Genomic DNA, 16,169 nt, shown 5'->3' on the forward strand with positions numbered 1-16,169 from the left:
ACAGGGCGGGCCTACTGTCCCGGGCATGACTGAGATTTCTCGGCGTCTGGTGCTGGGGTCGGCGGCGGGGGGAGTGGCGGCATCGCTGCTTCCCCCGTCGCTGCACACGGCGATGGCGCAACCGGTGAGGCGCGGTGGTCTGCGCGCGGTCGAGCACGTGATCGTGCTGATGCAGGAGAACCGTTCGTTCGACCACTACTACGGGACGCTGCGCGGGGTCCGCGGCTTCGGCGACCGGCAGCCGCTGCGGCTGCGGAACGGCCGGAGCGTGTTCCACCAGCCGAAGGCAGGCGGTGGCGAGGTGCTGCCGTTCTCGATCCGCAAGGCGGCCGCGGACGCCGGCCGGGACGCGGACGACATCCAGTACCTCGGTGACCTGCCGCACGGGTTCAAGGACGCCACCCAGGCCTGGGGCAACGGCTGGAACGACGACTGGGTCCAGGCCAAGACGGCCGCCACCATGACCCACTACGACCGCCGCGACATCCCGCTGCAGTACGAGCTCGCCGAGACCTTCACGATCTGCGACGCCTACCACTGCTCCGTCAACGGTTCCACCAACCCGAACCGCAACTACCTGTGGTCCGGGACGACGGGGTACGAGCCCGGGACGACGCAGCGTGCGGTGACGAACGCGGCGTACTCCTACGACCACCAGGGCTACGACTGGACGTCGTACCCGGAACGGCTCGAGCGGGCCGGGGTGTCGTGGCAGATCTACCAGGAGTGGGACAACTTCACCGACAACGCGGTCGAGTACTTCAAGACCTTCAAGGATCTCGGCCGCCGGATCCTGGCGTCGGTCCCGGGCGGCTACCGAACCACCGAGGAGTTCTACGACAAGCTGTTCGCGAAGACGCCGGCCGAGCGGGCCGAGGCGCTGAAGCAACTGGCGGCGGCGGTCGCCAAGCAGCCGGCCAAGGACCGGAAGCTGTTCCACCAGGCGATGTACCGGTCGGAGCCGGAGTCGCTGATCCCGCGGCTACGGGCCGACATCAAGGCCGGGAAGCTGCCGCAGGTCAGCTGGCTGGTGCCGTCCGCGGTCGACTCCGAGCACCCCGGCGCGTCCACGCCGGTCGGCAGCGCGAACCTCGTCTACGACCTGCTCGACGCGATCGCGTCCGACCCGGAGACCTGGTCGAAGACCGTGCTGTTCATCAACTTCGACGAGAACGACGGGTACTTCGACCACGTCCCGCCGCCGGTCGCGCCCCGGCCCGCCACGGGCGAGAGCGACGACTGGTACGCCGGTCAGCCGATCGGCCTGGGTCCGCGGGTGCCGATGACGGTCGTCTCGCCGTGGTCGATCGGCGGCCACGTGAACTCGCAGGTGTTCGACCACACCTCGGTGGTCCGGTTCCTCGAACGCTGGACCGGTGTCCGCGAGCCGAACATCAGCAACTGGCGGCGGACCGCCTGCGGTGACCTGACCTCGGCGTTCGACTTCGACCGCGGGTACCGGCAGCCGTCGGTGGACGCGCCCGGCCCGGTGCCGGCGCCGATCGCCCGCTGGAAGCCGGAGCCGCCGGCCGACCAGGCCGTGCCGCGGCAGGAGCCCGGCTACCGCCCAGCCCGTCCATTGCCCTACCAGCCGTCGGCTTCCGGCTTCGTTGCCAATGGCAAGCTGACGTTGACCCTGGGCAACAAGGGCGAAGAGGCGGCGCACTTCGCGATCTACTCGTACGGCGGTGAGCTGCCGGTGCCCGAGCACCTCGACGTACGCCGGGAAGCGGTGAAGGAGATCCCGGTCGCCGGGCCGTACGAGGTCGCCGTCCAGGGACCGAACCGGTTCTGGGTCGAGCTGGCCGGTACGGCGGACGGCGAGGCGGCCGGCCTGGACGTCCGCGCCCGCCGGGACGGGCACTCGCTCGAGCTCGCCCTGGTCAACACGTCACGCAAGCCGCTGACGCTGAAGGTCAAGTCGCGCGGCTACGCCGGCCGGACGCTGACGGTCGAGCTCCGCGGCCGGCAGACCCGCGAGCTGGACTGGCCGACCGCCCATGGCTGGTACGACGTCGAGGTGACGACCGCCGAGGACTCGTCGTACCGTCGCCGGCTGACCGGCCACCTGGAGACCGGCAAGCCGAGCATCACCGGCTGAGGCCTTCTGTCCCCGGCCGAGTGTCGGCCGGGGCAGGGGTCAGCGGGCGAGGCGGGTCAGCGGGCGATGGGGGCGGTCCGCGCTTTGGTGATGGTGATCAGGTCGGCCGGCGCGAGCCCGAGGTCGAGGCCGCGCCGGCCGCCGGACACGTAGACGGTGTCGTGGCCGGTGGCGGTGGCGTCCACGACGGTCGGGAGCGCGCGCTTCTGGCCGATCGGGCTGATGCCGCCGACCACGTACCCGGTCGTCCGTTCGGCGGCCGCCGGGTCGGCCATCACCGCCTTCTTCCCGCCGGCCGCGGCCGCGATCGCCTTCAGGTCGAGCTGCTTGTCCACCGGTACGACGCCGACGGTGAGCTTTCCGTCGACCTCCACGAGCAGGGTTTTGAACACCTGCTCCGGTGCGAGTCCGAGCGCCTCAGCGGCCTCCAGCCCGTACGATTTCGCCCCTGGGTCGTGGTCGTAGGTGTGCGCGGTGAACTCGACCTTCGCCTTCGTCAGCGCGACCGTCGCCGGCGTGCCCTGACTCTGTTTGTTCTTGGGCTTGCTCTCAGGCTTGCTCTTGGCCACCCGCCGAGCTTAGACCGGCGGGGACCAGGCGGACGCAGCAGTTCCCGGGGGTCGGCTCGAGCCGGGCCTCGTACGGCAGCTCGAGGGTGCTGATCAGCCCGGCGAGCAGGTGCAGGTTCATCCCGCAGACCAGCTGCGGCTGGTCCTTGGCGATCCGCTGGAACGGGCAGTTCGCGAGCGCGATGCCGTCCTTGTCGGGGCGCGGCTCGAAGCCGTGGGCGGCCAGGATCCGGGTCAGCGAGCTGCCGCTCGCCGTCCGTCCGAGCGACTCGCCGTAGTCCCGGGCCCGGCGGTTCACCGCCTCGCGCGGGGAACCGCCGCTCGCCTCGGCGTCCGTGACCGCGGCGGCCAGCAGACGGCCGGCGACGGCGTACTGACGCTCGGGCAGGGTGAGGTCGATCTCACGGTCCGACCGGTGGTAGAGCTTGGCCGGCCGGCCCGCGCCCGGGCCGGAGCGGCCGGTGCGGCGCTCGAAGCACGTCGCCAGCAGGCCTTCCTCGGTCAGCCTCTCCAGGTGGAACGCGGCGGTGTTCCGCGGGATGCCGAGGGCGGTCGCGGCCTCGTCGCGGCCCACGGGCGCGGGCTGGGCGACGACGTACTCGTAGAGGCGGCGCCGGGTCGGTTCCTCGAGGACGGCGACCGCCTGGACCTGCGCGTCCCAGGAGGTGTCCACGGAATGATTCTATCGCCAACATCAGTTGATGAAACAGTTATGATGAGACCTCGTTGAGGAATCAGGGAGTGTAGATGGCGATTTCGGCTGACCTCGAGTCCGTGCTGCATGGGCCCCTTCGCATCGTCGCCGGCCGGTCGGAGATCGACCTGCCCGCCGCCCAGCGGGCCGTCGCCGACCTGCTGACCGCGCTCGGCCGGGACCCGCACACCCCGCATCTGGCCGAGACCCCGCGCCGGGTCGCGAACGCGTACGCCGAGATGCTGACGCCGCGCGAGTTCGAGCTGACCACGTTCCCGAACGACGAGGGGTACGACGAGCTCGTCCTGGCCAAGGACATCCCGGTGCAGTCGCTGTGCGAGCACCACCTGCTCCCGTTCCACGGCGTCGCGCACGTCGGCTACCTGCCGGGTGAGCGGATCCTCGGGCTGTCGAAGCTGGCCCGCGTGGTCGAGCTGTTCGCCCGCGACCTCCAGGTGCAGGAGCGGCTGACCAAGCAGGTCGCCGACTGGCTCCAGGACCACCTCGCGCCGAAGGGCGTCGGCGTGGTGATCGAGGCCGAGCACCAGTGCATGTCGCTGCGCGGCGTCCGCGCCACCGGCTCCCGCACGGTGACCTCGTCCCTGCACGGGATCCTCCGCGAGAACCCAGGCTCCCGGCAGGAGTTCTTCGCCCTGACCGGCCTGACGCCGTAGCTCAGGCCTGGGATCAGGCCGTCGCCACCGCCGACGGGTGGTGATGGGTATTCCGTCCGGTGGCGAGGATGTGCGCGACCTCGCCGGGCAGCAGGTCCGTACCGGGGACCGGCTCCATCTCGGAGACGTCCAGCCAGCGGACGACGGTCGCGCCGCAGTGGCCGTGGACGGCGAGGATGGAGTCGAGGTCCGGCCAGACGGCCGTCGACGGGTTCGCTCCGTGCCAGCGCAGCGCGACCGAGCCGTCGGTGAAGACGCACCCCTCCGCGACGACGCCCGTCCCGGAGACTCCGCTGATGTCGGTGTAGCGCACGAGTTCGAAGGTCTGCGGTTTCACCGGCGGACCTCGCCGGGACGGCCTTCGGTGCTCGAGGGGCTTGCGGAGGGACTGGTCGAGGGACTGGTGGAACTGGGTTGGCCTGAGGGTGCCATGGTCCTTTCCCCGTGGTTCGGCGTGGGTGGGCGCTCGCCACAAACCGGGGACAAATACCGACTGTCAGCGGGGAAGGACGGTCTGTAGCGACACATCTTCTCGGAAACAAGCTAGGACCATTCCGGGCAACACGCCAGACCCTTGTCAGCGTGTCTCGTTCCTCGGCCGTCCGGCCGCCGGCAACTCCTGACAAAGCGGGTGCTTTATTCGATGTCCGGTGGCCGCCGGTCGTGATCGAATACGGAAGTGTTCCTGACGCTTGCCACCGACCTTGCCGGAATCGACGGACCCGCCAGCGACTTCGGGTTCCTGTTGCACAAGAATCCGGCGCGACCGCAGGGCATCGAGATCACCGGTGGCAGTGCGTACGTCTTCTACCCGGAGGCGACCGACGAGCGGTGTACGGCGGCCGTGCTGCTCGAGATCGACCCGATCGCCCTCGTCCGGTCCGGCCGGGGAAAGGCCACGGAAGGGTTCACGCTCGGGCAGTACGTCAACGACCGCCCGTACGCCGCGTCCAGCCTGCTCGCGGTCGCTCTGGGCAAGCTGTTCCGGACGGCGATGAACGGCCGCTGCGACGCCCGCCCCGACCTGGCCGCGCGTCCGATCCCGCTCGAGATCCACGTCCCGGCGCTGCCGTGCCACGGCGGTGCGGAGCTGGCCGAGCGGATGTTCGGTCCGCTCGGGTGGACCGTCGACGCGCGTCCGGTGCCGCTCGATCCGGAGATCCCGGCATGGGGTGACTCGCGGTACGTCGACCTGCGGCTGAGCGGCGTACTCCGGCTCGCGGAGGCGCTCAACCACCTCTACGTGATGCTGCCGGTGCTGGACGACGCGAAGCACTACTGGGTCGGGTCCGACGAGGTCGACAAGCTCGTGCGCGCCGGCTCGGGGTGGCTCGGTGCGCACCCGGAGAAGGAGCTGATCTCCCGGCGGTACCTGGCGCACCGGCGCTACCTGGCCGACACCGCGCTCGAACGGCTCGCCGAAGCCGACGGCCTGACGGAGCCGGAGGCCGTCCCGGACGACGCCGAGGGACCGGTGTCGCTGGCGGTCGAGCGTCGTACGACGGTCGCCGCCGTACTGAAGGAGCTCGGGGCGCGGCGGATCGCGGACCTCGGGTGCGGTGAGGGCGCGCTGGTCGGGGAGCTGCTGAAGGACCCGATGATCGCGGAGCTGTTCGCGACGGACGTGTCCGCGCGGGCGCTGGTCGGCGCGAAACGACGGCTGCGGTACGACGACCTGCCGGACCGTCAGCGTGAGCGGCTGCGGTTCCTGCAGTCGTCCGTGACGTACGCCGACCACCGCCTGGCCGGCCTGGACGCCGCCGTCCTGATGGAGGTGATCGAGCACGTCGACCCGCCCCGCCTGCCCGCCTTGGCGAAGGCCGTGTTCCAGGCCGCCCGCCCGGCTGCCGTCGTCGTGACCACCCCCAACAGCGAGTACAACGTGCGTTTCGACTCGCTACCCGCCGGGGCGTTCCGCCACCCTGACCACCGCTTCGAGTGGACCCGCCAGGAGTTCACCACCTGGGCGACGGAGGTAGCTGATCTCTACGAGTACTCGGTGGAGCTCCGTCCCGTCGGGCCAGTGGATCGGGATGTCGGCCCGCCCACTCAGCTCGCGCTCTTCAAGCTCCGGGAGAAGGTGACCGGCTGATGACCGAGCTGCAGATTCCGGCACTGTGCCTGGTGGTCCTCGTGGGCGTCAGCGGGTCCGGGAAGTCGACGTTCGCGCTGAAGCACTTCAAGAGGACCGAGGTGATCTCCAGCGACTTCTGCCGGGGGTTGGTCTCGGACGACGAGAACGATCAGGCGGCGTCGAAGGACGCGTTCGAGCTGTTGCACTTCATCGCGGGCAAGCGGCTCGCGGCCGGACGGCTGACGGTGGTCGACGCGACCAACGTGCAGCCGGAGGCCCGCAAGGAGCTGGTCGCACTCGCCCGCGAGTGCGACGTCCTGCCGGTCGCGATCGTCCTGGATCCGCCGGAGCGCGTGTGTGTCGAGCGGAACGAGCAGCGGCCGGACCGGCAGTTCGGCGCGAAGGTGATCACCCGCCAGCGGTCGCAGCTGAAGCGTGGTCTCCGCAGTCTCAAACGCGAAGGTTTCCGCACCGTCCACGTGTTGGAGAGCGTCGAGGAGATCGATGCCATCAGCATCGAGCGGACCAGGCTGTTCAACGACCTGACCGACCAGACCGGTCCGTTCGATATCGTCGGCGACGTCCACGGTTGCCGGGCCGAGCTGGAGCAGCTGCTCACCGAGCTCGGCTATGCGATCACCCGCGACCCGGCCGGCCGTGCGATCGACGCCGTACACCCGGACCGGCGGGCCGTGTTCGTCGGTGACCTGGTCGACCGCGGTCCGGACACTCCCGGCGTACTGCGGCTCGTCATGGGAATGGTTGCCAACGGCTACGCGTACTGCGTTCCCGGCAACCACGAGGACAAGTTGCTCAGGGCCCTCAGAGGTCGCAACGTCAAGATCAGCCACGGCCTCGAGACCACCCTCGAGCAGCTGGCCGACGAGCCGCCGGAGTTCCGCGAGGCGGTGGAGTCGTTCGTCGACGGCCTGATCTCGCACTACGTCTTCGACCGCGGCCGGCTGGTGGTCTCGCACGCCGGCCTGGTCGAGCGGATGCACGGCCGCACCTCCGGCCGGGTCCGTTCGTTCTGCCTGTACGGCGAGACGACCGGGGAGACCGACGAGTTCGGCCTCCCGGTCCGCTACCCGTGGGCGAACGAGTATCGCGGTCGCGCGATGGTCGTCTACGGCCACACCCCGACGCCCGAGCCGGAGTGGATCAACAACACGATCTGCCTCGACACCGGCTGCGTCTTCGGCGGATCGCTGACCGCCCTGCGCTACCCGGAACGCGAGCTGGTGTCAGTGCAGGCGGCCGAGGAGTACTACGCCCCGGCGAAACCGTTGCACGTGGCAACCGCTCCGACCCGCGAGCCCGACGTACTCGAGCTGACCGACGTCACCGGCCGCCGGGTGATCGAGACCACCACGCACGGACGGCTGAGCATCCGCGCCGAGCAGGCCGGTGCCGCGCTCGAGGTGATGAGCCGGTTCGCGATCGACCCACGCTTCCTGCTGTACCTTCCGCCGACGATGAGCCCGGTAGCGACCTCCTCGGAGCCGGGCCTGCTGGAGCATCCGCGCCAGGCCTTCGAGACGTACCACGGGCAGGGTGTGACCGAGCTCGTGTGCGAGGAGAAGCACATGGGTTCGCGCGCCGTCGTCTTGCTGACGCGCGACGACGACGTCGCGGAGAAACGCTTCGGCCTCGCCGGGCGCGGCGCGATCCACACCCGCACCGGGCGGTCGTTCTTCGATGGACCGCTGACCGACGAGCTCCTGGTCCGGCTGCGGGCCGTTGTGACGGAGGCGGGGATCTTTGAGGAGCTCGACACCTCGTGGCTCGTGCTCGACGCCGAGTTGCTGCCGTGGAGCGCGAAGGCCGAGGACCTGCTCCGGAACCAGTACGCCGCCGTCGGCGCGGCCGCCCGTACGTCGTTGCCCGCGGCCACCACCGCCCTGGAGTCGGCGCTCGCGGCCGGCCTGGACGTCGGCGATCAGCTGGCCCGGATCCAGCGCCGTACGACGAACGCGGAGCGCTTCACCGCGGCGTACCGGCGGTATTGCTGGCCGACCGCTGGGCTCGACGGAGTCCGGCTGGCTCCGTTCCAGGTGCTCGCATCCGAAGGGGCGACGTACCAGGATCGACCCCACGCCTGGCACCTGGGGATCGCGGACCGACTCGTTGCCGCCGGCCCGGAGCTGATTACGCCGACGCGGCGCCTGTTCGTTGACTCCGGCAACTGGGACGCGGGGATCGCCTGGTGGGAGGAGCTCACCGGCGCCGGCGGGGAGGGGATGGTCGTGAAGCCGGCCGCCAACCTGACCCGGACCGGGAAGGGACTGGCTCAGCCGGGGCTGAAGGTGCGCGGGCAGGAGTACCTGCGGCTCATCTACGGTCCTGACTACACCGAGCCGGCCAACTTCGAGCGGCTGCGTGACCGCAACCTCGGACACAAGCGCTCGCTCGCTCTGCGCGAGTACGCCCTCGGTCTCGAAGCCCTCGACCGGGCCGCCCGCGGCGAACCCCTCTGGCGCATCCACGAATGCGTCTTCGCCGTCCTCGCCCTCGAGTCCGAACCCGTCGACCCGCGGCTCTAGGAGACGTGATGATCAGTTACACCATTCCGGGGATGTTTGTTCGGGAGCACGAGGTCGAGGTGCCGCTGGATTGGGCGGATCCCGGTGCGACGATCACTGTTTTCGCGCGTGAGCTCGTCGACCCCGTGCGGCGGGACGAGGACTTGCCGTTGCTGTTGTACCTGCAGGGTGGGCCGGGTGGGAAAGGGCCGCGGCCGACCGAGCGGTCCGGGTGGATCGGGGAGGCGTTGAAGACCTACCGGGTGATCCTGCTCGACCAGCGCGGCACCGGGCGCAGTACGCCGATCACCGGCCGGCGGATGGCGTCGTTCGCGACCGCCGAGGAGGGTGCCGACTACCTGGCCAGCTTCCGGGCGGACTCGATCGTGCGGGATGCGGAGCACCTGCGGACGAGGGTGTTCGGCGGTGCGAAGTGGTCGACGCTGGGCCAGAGCTACGGCGGCTTCCTCACGCTGACCTATCTCTCGCAGGCTCCCGAAGGCCTGACCGCGTGCTACGTGACCGGTGGGCTGGCGTCGATCGACCCGTCGGCGGCCGAGGTGTACCGCCGGACGTATCCCCGGGTCGCCGCGAAGACCCGGGAGTTCTACCGGCGCTACCCGCACGACGTCGAGCGGGTCGGCGCGATCGCGGACCGGCTCGCGGCGGACGACGTACGGCTGCCGGACGGCGACCGGCTGACTGTGCGGCGGTTTCAGACACTCGGGATCGACTTCGGGATGAAGCCGGGGTACGAGCGCATGCACTGGCTGGTGGACGAGGCGTTCGACGGGGACGAGTTGTCGGACACGTTCCTGGGTCAGGTGCTCGATCGGTCATCGTACGCCGGTGGTCCGTTGTTCGCGGCGTTGCAGGAGAGCATCTACGGATCCGGCGCCGGGGCGACCGGCTGGGCGGCCGAGGCCGAGCGAGCGCTGCACCCGGAGTTCGCCGAGGACGCCCGCCCGCTGCTGTTCACCGGCGAGATGATGTACCCCTGGATGTTCTCCGAGATCCGCATCCTGCGTCCGTTCCAGGGCGCGGTCGAGGTGCTCGCGTCCCGGCCGCAGTGGTCGTCGCTGTACGACCTGGACCGGCTGGCCGCGAACGACGTACCAGTGGCCGCGGCGGTCTATTACGACGACATGTTCGTCGACTCCGGCCTGCAACTGGACACCGCCGCCCGCGTCGGGAACCTGCAGGCCTGGGTGACGAACGAGTACGAACACGACGGTCTGTCGGCGGAACGCGTCTTCAACCGGCTGACCGAACTCGTCCGATCCGTGGGCGGCGGCGTCCGGGCAGGATGACGTCAGCTCAGCTTGAGAGCGGTCGCCGCGGCGGCCGCGGCCGGGGTGCCGTAGGCGGCGGCGAGGCGCTCGAGGAAGGACGGGCGGTCGAGGGTGTACTCCTGGGTGCCGACGGTCTCGAGGACCGTGGTGGCCAGGGTGCAGCCGACCTGAGCGGCGGCCTCGTGGTCGAGCCCCGCGGCGCGGCCGGTCAGGTAGCCGGCCCGGAAGGCGTCACCGCCACCGGTGGGGTCGACCAGGTTGGGCGCCGGCACGGCCGGGACCTTGGCCAGGATGCCGCCGGTGTTCTCGATCACCACGCCGTCGCCGCCGTGGGTGGTCACGCGGACGCCGACGCGCTGCAGGATCTCGTCGTGGCTCCAGCCGGTCTTCTGCACCATCAGGCCGGCCTCGTACTCGTTGCTGAACAGGTACTCCGCGCCGTCGACGAGCCGCTTGATGTCCTCGCCCTCCATCCGGGCCAGCTGCTGCGACGGGTCCGCCGCCACCGCGATGCCGTGCGCCTTCGCCAGCTCGGTGTGCTTCAGCATGCCCTCGGGGTCGTCCGCGCCGATCAGCACGAGGTCGATCCCGCCGGACGCGGCGTGGATCGCGCCGAGGTCGAGCTCCCGCGCCTCGGCCATCGCCCCGGTGTAGAACGAGGCGATCTGGTTCGCGTCCAGGTCCGTCGTACAGGTGAACCGGGCGGTGTGGACGTTCTCGCAGACGCGGACGTGGGAGACGTCCACGCCGGCCTCGGTGAGCGCGGCGCCGTACTCGGCGAAGTCCGCCCCTACCGACCCGACCAGCAGCGACGGCCGGCCGAGCTGGGCCATCCCGTAGCAGATGTTCGCGCCGACGCCGCCGCGGTGCACGACCAGCTCGTCGACCAGGAACGACAGCGAGACCTTGTGCATCTGTTCCTCGAGGAACTGGTCCTTGAACCGGCCCGGGAACGTCATCAGGATGTCGGTCGCGATCGAACCGGCGACGGCGATGCGCATACGGGTGCTCCTCGGTGGGGTGGGTGCGCGGCTTCTCGGCAACCCATAGAGACTACAGGCGACCGATCTAATACACAGAAGGCGGGAATTCGATGGGGAATCAGGTACTCGTCACCGACGAGCTGCACGACTACATGGTCGGGCACGGGATGCCGCTGGACGAGATCGCCACCGACCTGGTGGCCGAGACCTGGCAGCTCGGCGACGTCTCCCGGATGCTGACCACGGCCGACCAGGCGGCGCTGCTGACCACGCTGACCCGGCTGATCTCGGCCCGCCGGGCGGTCGAGATCGGCACCTTCACCGGGTTCTCCGCGCTCGCGATCGCCCGCGGGCTGCCGGACGACGGCCGGCTGATCTGCCTGGACGCGAGCGAGGAGTGGACCGCGATCGGCCGCCGGTACTGGGACCGGGCCGGGGTCGCGGCGAAGATCGAGCTGCGGATCGGCGACGGGCACGAGCTGGCGGCCGCGCTGGACGGCTCGTTCGACCTCGCCTTCGTGGACGCCGACAAGCCGGGGTACGTCGACTACTTCGAGCGGCTGGTGGAGGTGATCCGGCCGAACGGACTGATGCTGTTCGACAACACCCTGGCCGGCGGACGCGTCGCGGACGCGGACGGTCCGGCGGACCGCAAGGAGTTCAACGCGCACATCGCCAAGGACGACCGCGTCGACGTCGTCATGCTCGGGATCGGCGACGGGCTCACCCTGGTCCGCAAGAAGTGAGCGCGCCGCGGCTTGCGGTGGAGGAGCTGCAGCACAAGTACGGCGACCGACCGGTGATCGAAGGCCTGACCTTCACGCTGGCCGCCGGTGAGGCGATCGCGCTGGTCGGGCCGAACGGCGCCGGCAAGACGACCGTGCTCAAGTGCATCGTCGGCTCGGCCGATCCCGCGGCCGGCACGATCCTGCTCGACGGCGTCCCGATCGACGAGCGCGCGGACGCAGTACGGCGGGACGTCGCCACGCTGCTCGACGACCTCGACTTCTTCCCCGACCTGACCGCGGCCGAACACCTCGACCTGCTCGCCCGGGCCCACGGCAACGCCTCGCCGGAGGACCTGGTCGACACCACGCTGGACGACATCGGGCTGCTGCCGGCCGCCGACCAGTTGCCGGGATCGCTGTCCTCGGGTCAGCGCCGTCGCCTCTCGCTGGCGACGGCGCTGGTCCGGCCGCGAACGCTGATGGTCCTCGACGAGCCCGAGGCCAGACTGGACACCGATGGCGTGCAGTGGCTGTCGGACCGCCTGATCGCGGAGAAGGAATCCGGCACGTCGATCCTCTTCGCCAGCCACGACCCCGCCCTGGTCGAAGCCGTCGCCGACTCCGTCGTGCGGTTGACCCCAGCCCCATGACCGCTGATGGAGGGCCGGTCGTCTTCGATCCGGCCGACTTCGGCGCGATCCCGTCGTCCCGCGCCCTGCGCCGCTGGATGCGCACCACCCGCCGCCGGCACGCGGACCGCTCGTTCTGGCAGATCTTCGAGGACGTCTACCTGATCCTCTTCACGCTCGCCATGGCCGCGGCGTCCGGTGGCAACGTCATTCGCCATCTGAACACGACCGCCGCCCACTGCACGTCACCGGCCTGCGCCGAGCTGACGCAATGGATGCCGTGGATCTTGCTGCCATTGCTGGTGGCAACAACCCTGCGGCTGCTGCTGGCCATCGGGCCGGTGTCCGCGTCCCGGGCTGCCGGATTCTGGCTGCTCGCCACTCCGGTGAGCCGGTCCGGTTTGCTACGTCCGTCGTACTGGACCCTGATGGCCGTGGTCAGTGTGGTCGGCTTCCTGACGTCGGCGATCGTCTGGGCGTTGCTGGGGTCGATGTGGTCCGAGGTGGCCTTGGCGGCGGGCATCGTCGGCGCCCTCCTGGTCTGCACGGCCTGCGTGACGGTGTGGGCTCAGCAGTCGGCCGGGCGTACGCGGTGGGCGCTGCGGATCGCGGACCTGCTGTTGGTCGCGGCTGCGATCCCCGCGTTGGTGCTTGCATTCCAACAACCTGAGCGCCTGACCCTGACTCCCGCCTACGCGACGGTTGAGTCGGGCTTCGTGGGCGACGTTGAGAGCTCGATAGCGCTGTACAACCTCGCGGTGTTGCTCGTGCTCGCAGGCGCCGTGGTGCTTGCTGTGGTGCTGGTAGTGATGACCGCCCGCACGCTCGACCGGCTCACCCGGACCACAGTGATTGCCGGCGGTGATCTGCTGGCTGGCCTTGCGGGTGCGGCGAGCAGTCTGGATGTCAGCATGCTCGCCGACGTCGTTGCCAGCAGACACTGGCGGCTGCAGGGGCGAGTCCGGTCGCGGCGTGGGCGAGGGTCTCGAGGTGCGGCGCTGGTACACCGGGAGTTCCGGCGGATCCTGCGGTGGCCTCGGCGGCTCGTGATCGGATTCGGGTTGCTGATCGTTCCGTACGCCGTCGCGGGCACCGGGCTTCAGGTGCTCGTGCCGGTCGCGGCCGGCGTTGCCGGGTTCATCGCCGTACGGCCGTTGCTGGACGGGCTGCGGTCGGTGTGCCGGTCGACCGGGCTCGTGCGCGCCCTCGGGATGGAGCTGCGCGAGCTCCGGATCGTCATGGCGGTCGTGCCGGCCGGATTCACCACGGTCTGGTGTTTGCTGGCTCTGCCCGCGTTGGCCGACGGGGCGAGCACCTTCGCCGTTGCCGCCGGCATCCTCTCCGGCACCGTCCGCCAGGCCTCCGCACGACCCCCGTCGTACGCGGGCCCCCTGATCGCCTCCCCGATGGGCGCCATCCCGCCGGGCCTCTTCTCCCAACCCCTCCGAGGCTTCGACCTCCTGCTCCTCTGCCTGGCCCCCGTCCTCCTCGGCCTCCCCCCACTCTGGGCGGTAGCGATCCCCACCACAGTCCTCACCCTCATGTTCTCGATCCGCCCCAAGACGGACTAGACCTCGCGGGCGAGCCACTTGCGGTCGATTTCGCGCGGCAGGTCGACGTCGTGCTGCCGGGCGAGGAGTAGGAGCTGGCAGAAGACGTCGGCGAACTCCTGGTGGAACGTGTCGCGGATCTGCTCCGCGCTGAGTCCCTTGGTCCGCGCGCGGCCGGTGTGCTGGAGGTAGGCCTGGGTCAGCTCGCCCATCTCCTCCTGCAACTTCAGCAGGAACCAGTCCGCATCCCGCTCGAACCCCAGCACCTCGCCGTACCGCACCGACAACTTCTCCAACCGCTCGGACAGCTCCGCAATCTCCACGCGCCTACCCAACCACCCAGCGCCGACACAGAATGGGCGGATGGATGTGGTGGGGTGGTTGCTGGAGTCCGAGGAGCCGGCCGTGCGGGGGATGGCTCGGCGGGATCTGCTGGGGGAGGAGCATCGCGAGGATGTGTTGAGTGGGCCGTGGATGCAGTCGTTGCTGACGGGGGCGTGCGCGGACAAGCGGGCCTACCGGAAGTGGACCGGGGCGCACTGGCGGATCGTGGCGTTGGTGGAGCTGGAGGTGCCGACGGGGGAGCCGCGGGCGGTTGAGGCGGCGGAGTACGACCTCGACGAGGTGATGCGGTCGCTCAAGTACGGCGTGAGCGTGGTCGACGGCCTGGTACGGCGGTGCGCGTCGATCGAGGGGAACACGCTCGCTGCGTGCAGTCGACTGGGGATGGCCGACGACGCCCGGGTGCAGCAGTTGGCCGAAGGGCTGGTGGAGTGGCAGTGGCCCGATGGTGGCTGGAACTGCGACCGCACTGCGTCCGGTCGGCGTTCGTCGTTCCACGAGACGCATCCGGCTGCGTGGGGGCTGCACGAGTATTACCTGGCGACTGGTGACACGGCCGCGCGTGATGCCGCCGTACGGGCTGGGGAGTTGTTTCTGGAGCACCGGGTGTTCCGGAGCCTCTCGACGGGTGAGCCGATCAACAAGAGGTGGTTGCGGCCGAGCTATCCGCCGTACTGGCACTACGACATCCTGCAGGGGCTGCTCGTGCTGGCGCGGCTCGGCCTCGCGCGGGACGAACGGGCCGGGGACGCGCTGGACGAGTTGGAGCGCCGGCGCCGGCCGGACGGTCGCTGGTACGCCGGGCAGCAGTGGTGGAACCTGCCGGGCAGCAACCGTACGCCGGAAGTCGTGGACTGGGGGCGGAGCGGGCCGAACGAGATGATCACCCTCAACGCCCTGCGGGTGCTCGAGGCCGCAGGGCGTTGACGGGCGACGACGACTACTGCTGCGGGTACGGCGTCGGATTCGGCTCTGGGTCTGCGCCGGACTCGGTGGGTGCGCCGGTTTCGCCTGAGGCTGTGGGAGCGGTGCCGTCGCCGTCGGCCGCGACCGGCGGAGCGCTGCCGTCGCCGTTGACAGGAGTTGGGTCCGGAGCGGGATCCGGGGTGGTGTCCACGGTCGGCATCGGGTCGGGGTCGGGCAGGAGGAGGTAGGGCTCGGCCGCCGGGTCGGGCTCGCCCTCGGGGTCCGGGGTGGGCTTCGGCTCGAAGTTGTCGGGCGCCGACGCCCACACGGCCGCGGCCGCCCGCTGGGCGTCGGCGGCGTCGGTCTGGCGTTCGTAGTTCTTGATGTCGAGCGCGTACGCCTTCACCACCGCCGACAGGTCCTTGCGCAGCTGCCGGTGCACCCAGAGCGCGTAGGCCTGGCTGCGGGCCTCGATGAAGTTCTTCAGTTCCTGCATCTGCGCGGGCGTCATGTCGTCCTCCGACGAAGTGGGGGTGAAGTCGCCGCGAGCGATCGCGGCCCGGGCGGCGGGGCCGGGACAGTCGGTGCCGTCCGGCCGGACCGCGGAGTGCGGCCGGATCGCCGTACCCCGGGGGAAGATCCTGCGGAAGTCGGCGATCACCCCGCGGGTGGTCGCCTTCATGGCGGCGGTCGGCTGCTCGCCGGTGACGAGCACCAGCAGGATCGCGCCGTACCGCTCGTTCAGATCGGCGTTGCCGTTGGCGCCGGACTGGACCCGTAGACCGCGCAGCGTCCAGGCGCGGCCGGCCTGGTCGACGGCGATCTGGTACGCGATGTCCGACCAGCCGCGGTCGTCCATGTGGAAGTTCTGCCAGCCGCGCAGCGCGGACGCCACCGCCGCCTGGCTGTGGATACCGGTCGTCGTCCCGGTCCCGGGCCAGTGGATGACCGCGCCCTGCACCCGGGAGGTGGTCAGGTTGCCCGGACCGCCGTTCGGCGGCCGCGCCCTCCAGGCGGATCGCGGCAGATAAGTGACCATTACGTGCTCCTCACGTGCCTCACGAGCACCGCATACCCATCGTTGGCACTCGGTAATCAACCGATC

15 protein-coding genes are annotated in these 16,169 nt (G+C 70.3%); 9 read left to right on the plus strand and 6 right to left on the minus strand.

What is annotated here, in order from left to right; genetic code table 11:
- Positions 1-25 precede the first annotated feature (25 nt).
- The gene (locus ACQPYZ_RS12705; RefSeq protein WP_433167693.1) at positions 26-2,101 is read left to right on the plus strand and encodes a phosphocholine-specific phospholipase C; all 2,076 of its coding nucleotides are present in this window, start codon (positions 26-28) and stop codon (positions 2,099-2,101) included.
- Between the two features lie 56 nt (positions 2,102-2,157).
- Here the strand turns inward: ACQPYZ_RS12705 and ybaK are convergent, their stop codons facing one another.
- Together ybaK and ACQPYZ_RS12715 are read right to left on the minus strand one after the other, a co-directional pair.
- Positions 2,158-2,670 (minus strand): Cys-tRNA(Pro) deacylase, encoded by a 513-nt coding sequence (gene ybaK, locus ACQPYZ_RS12710; RefSeq protein ID WP_433167694.1) that lies wholly within the window; start codon positions 2,668-2,670, stop codon positions 2,158-2,160.
- A complete protein-coding gene (locus ACQPYZ_RS12715) occupies positions 2,651-3,343 on the minus strand; it encodes a helix-turn-helix transcriptional regulator (RefSeq protein WP_433167695.1) in 693 nt (230 codons plus the stop codon). The genes ybaK and ACQPYZ_RS12715 overlap by 20 nt, the downstream gene beginning before the upstream one ends.
- A 74-nt stretch (positions 3,344-3,417) precedes the next feature.
- Here ACQPYZ_RS12715 and folE point away from each other — a divergent pair, with 74 nt between their 5' ends.
- Entirely contained in the window at positions 3,418-4,038 is a 621-nt protein-coding gene (gene folE / locus ACQPYZ_RS12720; RefSeq protein WP_433167696.1) for a GTP cyclohydrolase I FolE, read from the plus strand.
- 13 nt (positions 4,039-4,051) lie between these two features.
- Here the strand turns inward: folE and ACQPYZ_RS12725 are convergent, their stop codons facing one another.
- Positions 4,052-4,375, minus strand: coding sequence for a hypothetical protein (locus tag ACQPYZ_RS12725; protein WP_433167697.1), 324 nt, complete (start codon positions 4,373-4,375; stop codon positions 4,052-4,054).
- A gap of 342 nt (positions 4,376-4,717) precedes the next feature.
- Between ACQPYZ_RS12725 and ACQPYZ_RS12730 the strand changes: the two genes are divergently transcribed.
- From ACQPYZ_RS12730 to ACQPYZ_RS12740, 3 genes are read left to right on the plus strand one after another with little or no spacing between them, the layout of a single operon-like run.
- Complete coding sequence (locus ACQPYZ_RS12730; RefSeq protein WP_433167698.1) at positions 4,718-6,130, plus strand: 3' terminal RNA ribose 2'-O-methyltransferase Hen1; 1,413 nt, start codon at positions 4,718-4,720, stop codon at positions 6,128-6,130.
- On the plus strand, positions 6,130-8,655 hold the full coding sequence (locus ACQPYZ_RS12735; RefSeq protein ID WP_433167699.1) for a polynucleotide kinase-phosphatase: 2,526 nt from the start codon (positions 6,130-6,132) through the stop codon (positions 8,653-8,655). The genes ACQPYZ_RS12730 and ACQPYZ_RS12735 overlap by 1 nt, the downstream gene beginning before the upstream one ends.
- Positions 8,656-8,663: 8 nt before the next feature.
- A complete protein-coding gene (locus ACQPYZ_RS12740; protein WP_433167700.1) occupies positions 8,664-9,944 on the plus strand; it encodes an alpha/beta fold hydrolase in 1,281 nt (426 codons plus the stop codon).
- 2 nt (positions 9,945-9,946) lie between these two features.
- On the opposite strand, the gene ACQPYZ_RS12745 is transcribed toward ACQPYZ_RS12740, so the two are convergent.
- Entirely contained in the window at positions 9,947-10,927 is a 981-nt protein-coding gene (locus tag ACQPYZ_RS12745) for a carbohydrate kinase family protein (RefSeq protein WP_433167701.1), read from the minus strand.
- A 92-nt stretch (positions 10,928-11,019) separates the two neighbouring features.
- Between ACQPYZ_RS12745 and ACQPYZ_RS12750 the strand changes: the two genes are divergently transcribed.
- The 3 genes from ACQPYZ_RS12750 to ACQPYZ_RS12760 are packed head-to-tail and all read left to right on the plus strand — an operon-like array spanning position 11,020 to position 13,837.
- Complete coding sequence (locus tag ACQPYZ_RS12750) at positions 11,020-11,655, plus strand: O-methyltransferase (RefSeq protein ID WP_433167702.1); 636 nt, start codon at positions 11,020-11,022, stop codon at positions 11,653-11,655.
- On the plus strand, positions 11,652-12,287 hold the full coding sequence (gene ccmA / locus ACQPYZ_RS12755) for a heme ABC exporter ATP-binding protein CcmA (RefSeq protein ID WP_433167703.1): 636 nt from the start codon (positions 11,652-11,654) through the stop codon (positions 12,285-12,287). Before ACQPYZ_RS12750 ends, ccmA begins: the two co-directional genes overlap by 4 nt.
- Positions 12,284-13,837, plus strand: coding sequence for a DUF6297 family protein (locus ACQPYZ_RS12760; protein WP_433167704.1), 1,554 nt, complete (start codon positions 12,284-12,286; stop codon positions 13,835-13,837). Before ccmA ends, ACQPYZ_RS12760 begins: the two co-directional genes overlap by 4 nt.
- Here ACQPYZ_RS12760 and ACQPYZ_RS12765 read toward each other — a convergent pair.
- Entirely contained in the window at positions 13,834-14,139 is a 306-nt protein-coding gene (locus ACQPYZ_RS12765) for a pyrophosphatase (RefSeq protein WP_433167705.1), read from the minus strand. The two genes, ACQPYZ_RS12760 and ACQPYZ_RS12765, sit on opposite strands and share 4 nt — an antisense overlap.
- 40 nt (positions 14,140-14,179) lie before the next feature.
- Here ACQPYZ_RS12765 and ACQPYZ_RS12770 point away from each other — a divergent pair, with 40 nt between their 5' ends.
- Entirely contained in the window at positions 14,180-15,085 is a 906-nt protein-coding gene (locus ACQPYZ_RS12770) for a hypothetical protein (RefSeq protein WP_433167706.1), read from the plus strand.
- A gap of 13 nt (positions 15,086-15,098) precedes the next feature.
- On the opposite strand, the gene ACQPYZ_RS12775 is transcribed toward ACQPYZ_RS12770, so the two are convergent.
- Positions 15,099-16,103: a hypothetical protein gene (locus tag ACQPYZ_RS12775; protein ID WP_433167707.1), complete on the minus strand. Its 1,005-nt coding sequence runs from the start codon at positions 16,101-16,103 to the stop codon at positions 15,099-15,101.
- Positions 16,104-16,169: the final 66 nt, after the last annotated feature.

The organism is Kribbella sp. CA-247076 (assembly GCF_050942445.1).
GTDB lineage: Bacteria > Actinomycetota > Actinomycetes > Propionibacteriales > Kribbellaceae > Kribbella.

Excerpts from the sequence above, each read along its gene's own strand:
- ACQPYZ_RS12745 (WP_433167701.1), bottom strand. The coding sequence starts at position 10,927 with ATGCGCATCGCCGTCGCCGGTTCGATCGCGACCGACATCCTGATGACG.
- ACQPYZ_RS12740 (WP_433167700.1), top strand. The coding sequence starts at position 8,664 with ATGATCAGTTACACCATTCCGGGGATGTTTGTTCGGGAGCACGAGGTC.
- ACQPYZ_RS12705 (WP_433167693.1), top strand. The coding sequence starts at position 26 with ATGACTGAGATTTCTCGGCGTCTGGTGCTGGGGTCGGCGGCGGGGGGA.
- ACQPYZ_RS12770 (WP_433167706.1), top strand. The coding sequence starts at position 14,180 with ATGGATGTGGTGGGGTGGTTGCTGGAGTCCGAGGAGCCGGCCGTGCGG.
- ACQPYZ_RS12775 (WP_433167707.1), bottom strand. The coding sequence starts at position 16,103 with ATGGTCACTTATCTGCCGCGATCCGCCTGGAGGGCGCGGCCGCCGAAC.
- ACQPYZ_RS12760 (WP_433167704.1), top strand. The coding sequence starts at position 12,284 with ATGACCGCTGATGGAGGGCCGGTCGTCTTCGATCCGGCCGACTTCGGC.
- ACQPYZ_RS12750 (WP_433167702.1), top strand. The coding sequence starts at position 11,020 with ATGGGGAATCAGGTACTCGTCACCGACGAGCTGCACGACTACATGGTC.
- ACQPYZ_RS12735 (WP_433167699.1), top strand. The coding sequence starts at position 6,130 with ATGACCGAGCTGCAGATTCCGGCACTGTGCCTGGTGGTCCTCGTGGGC.
- folE (WP_433167696.1), top strand. The coding sequence starts at position 3,418 with ATGGCGATTTCGGCTGACCTCGAGTCCGTGCTGCATGGGCCCCTTCGC.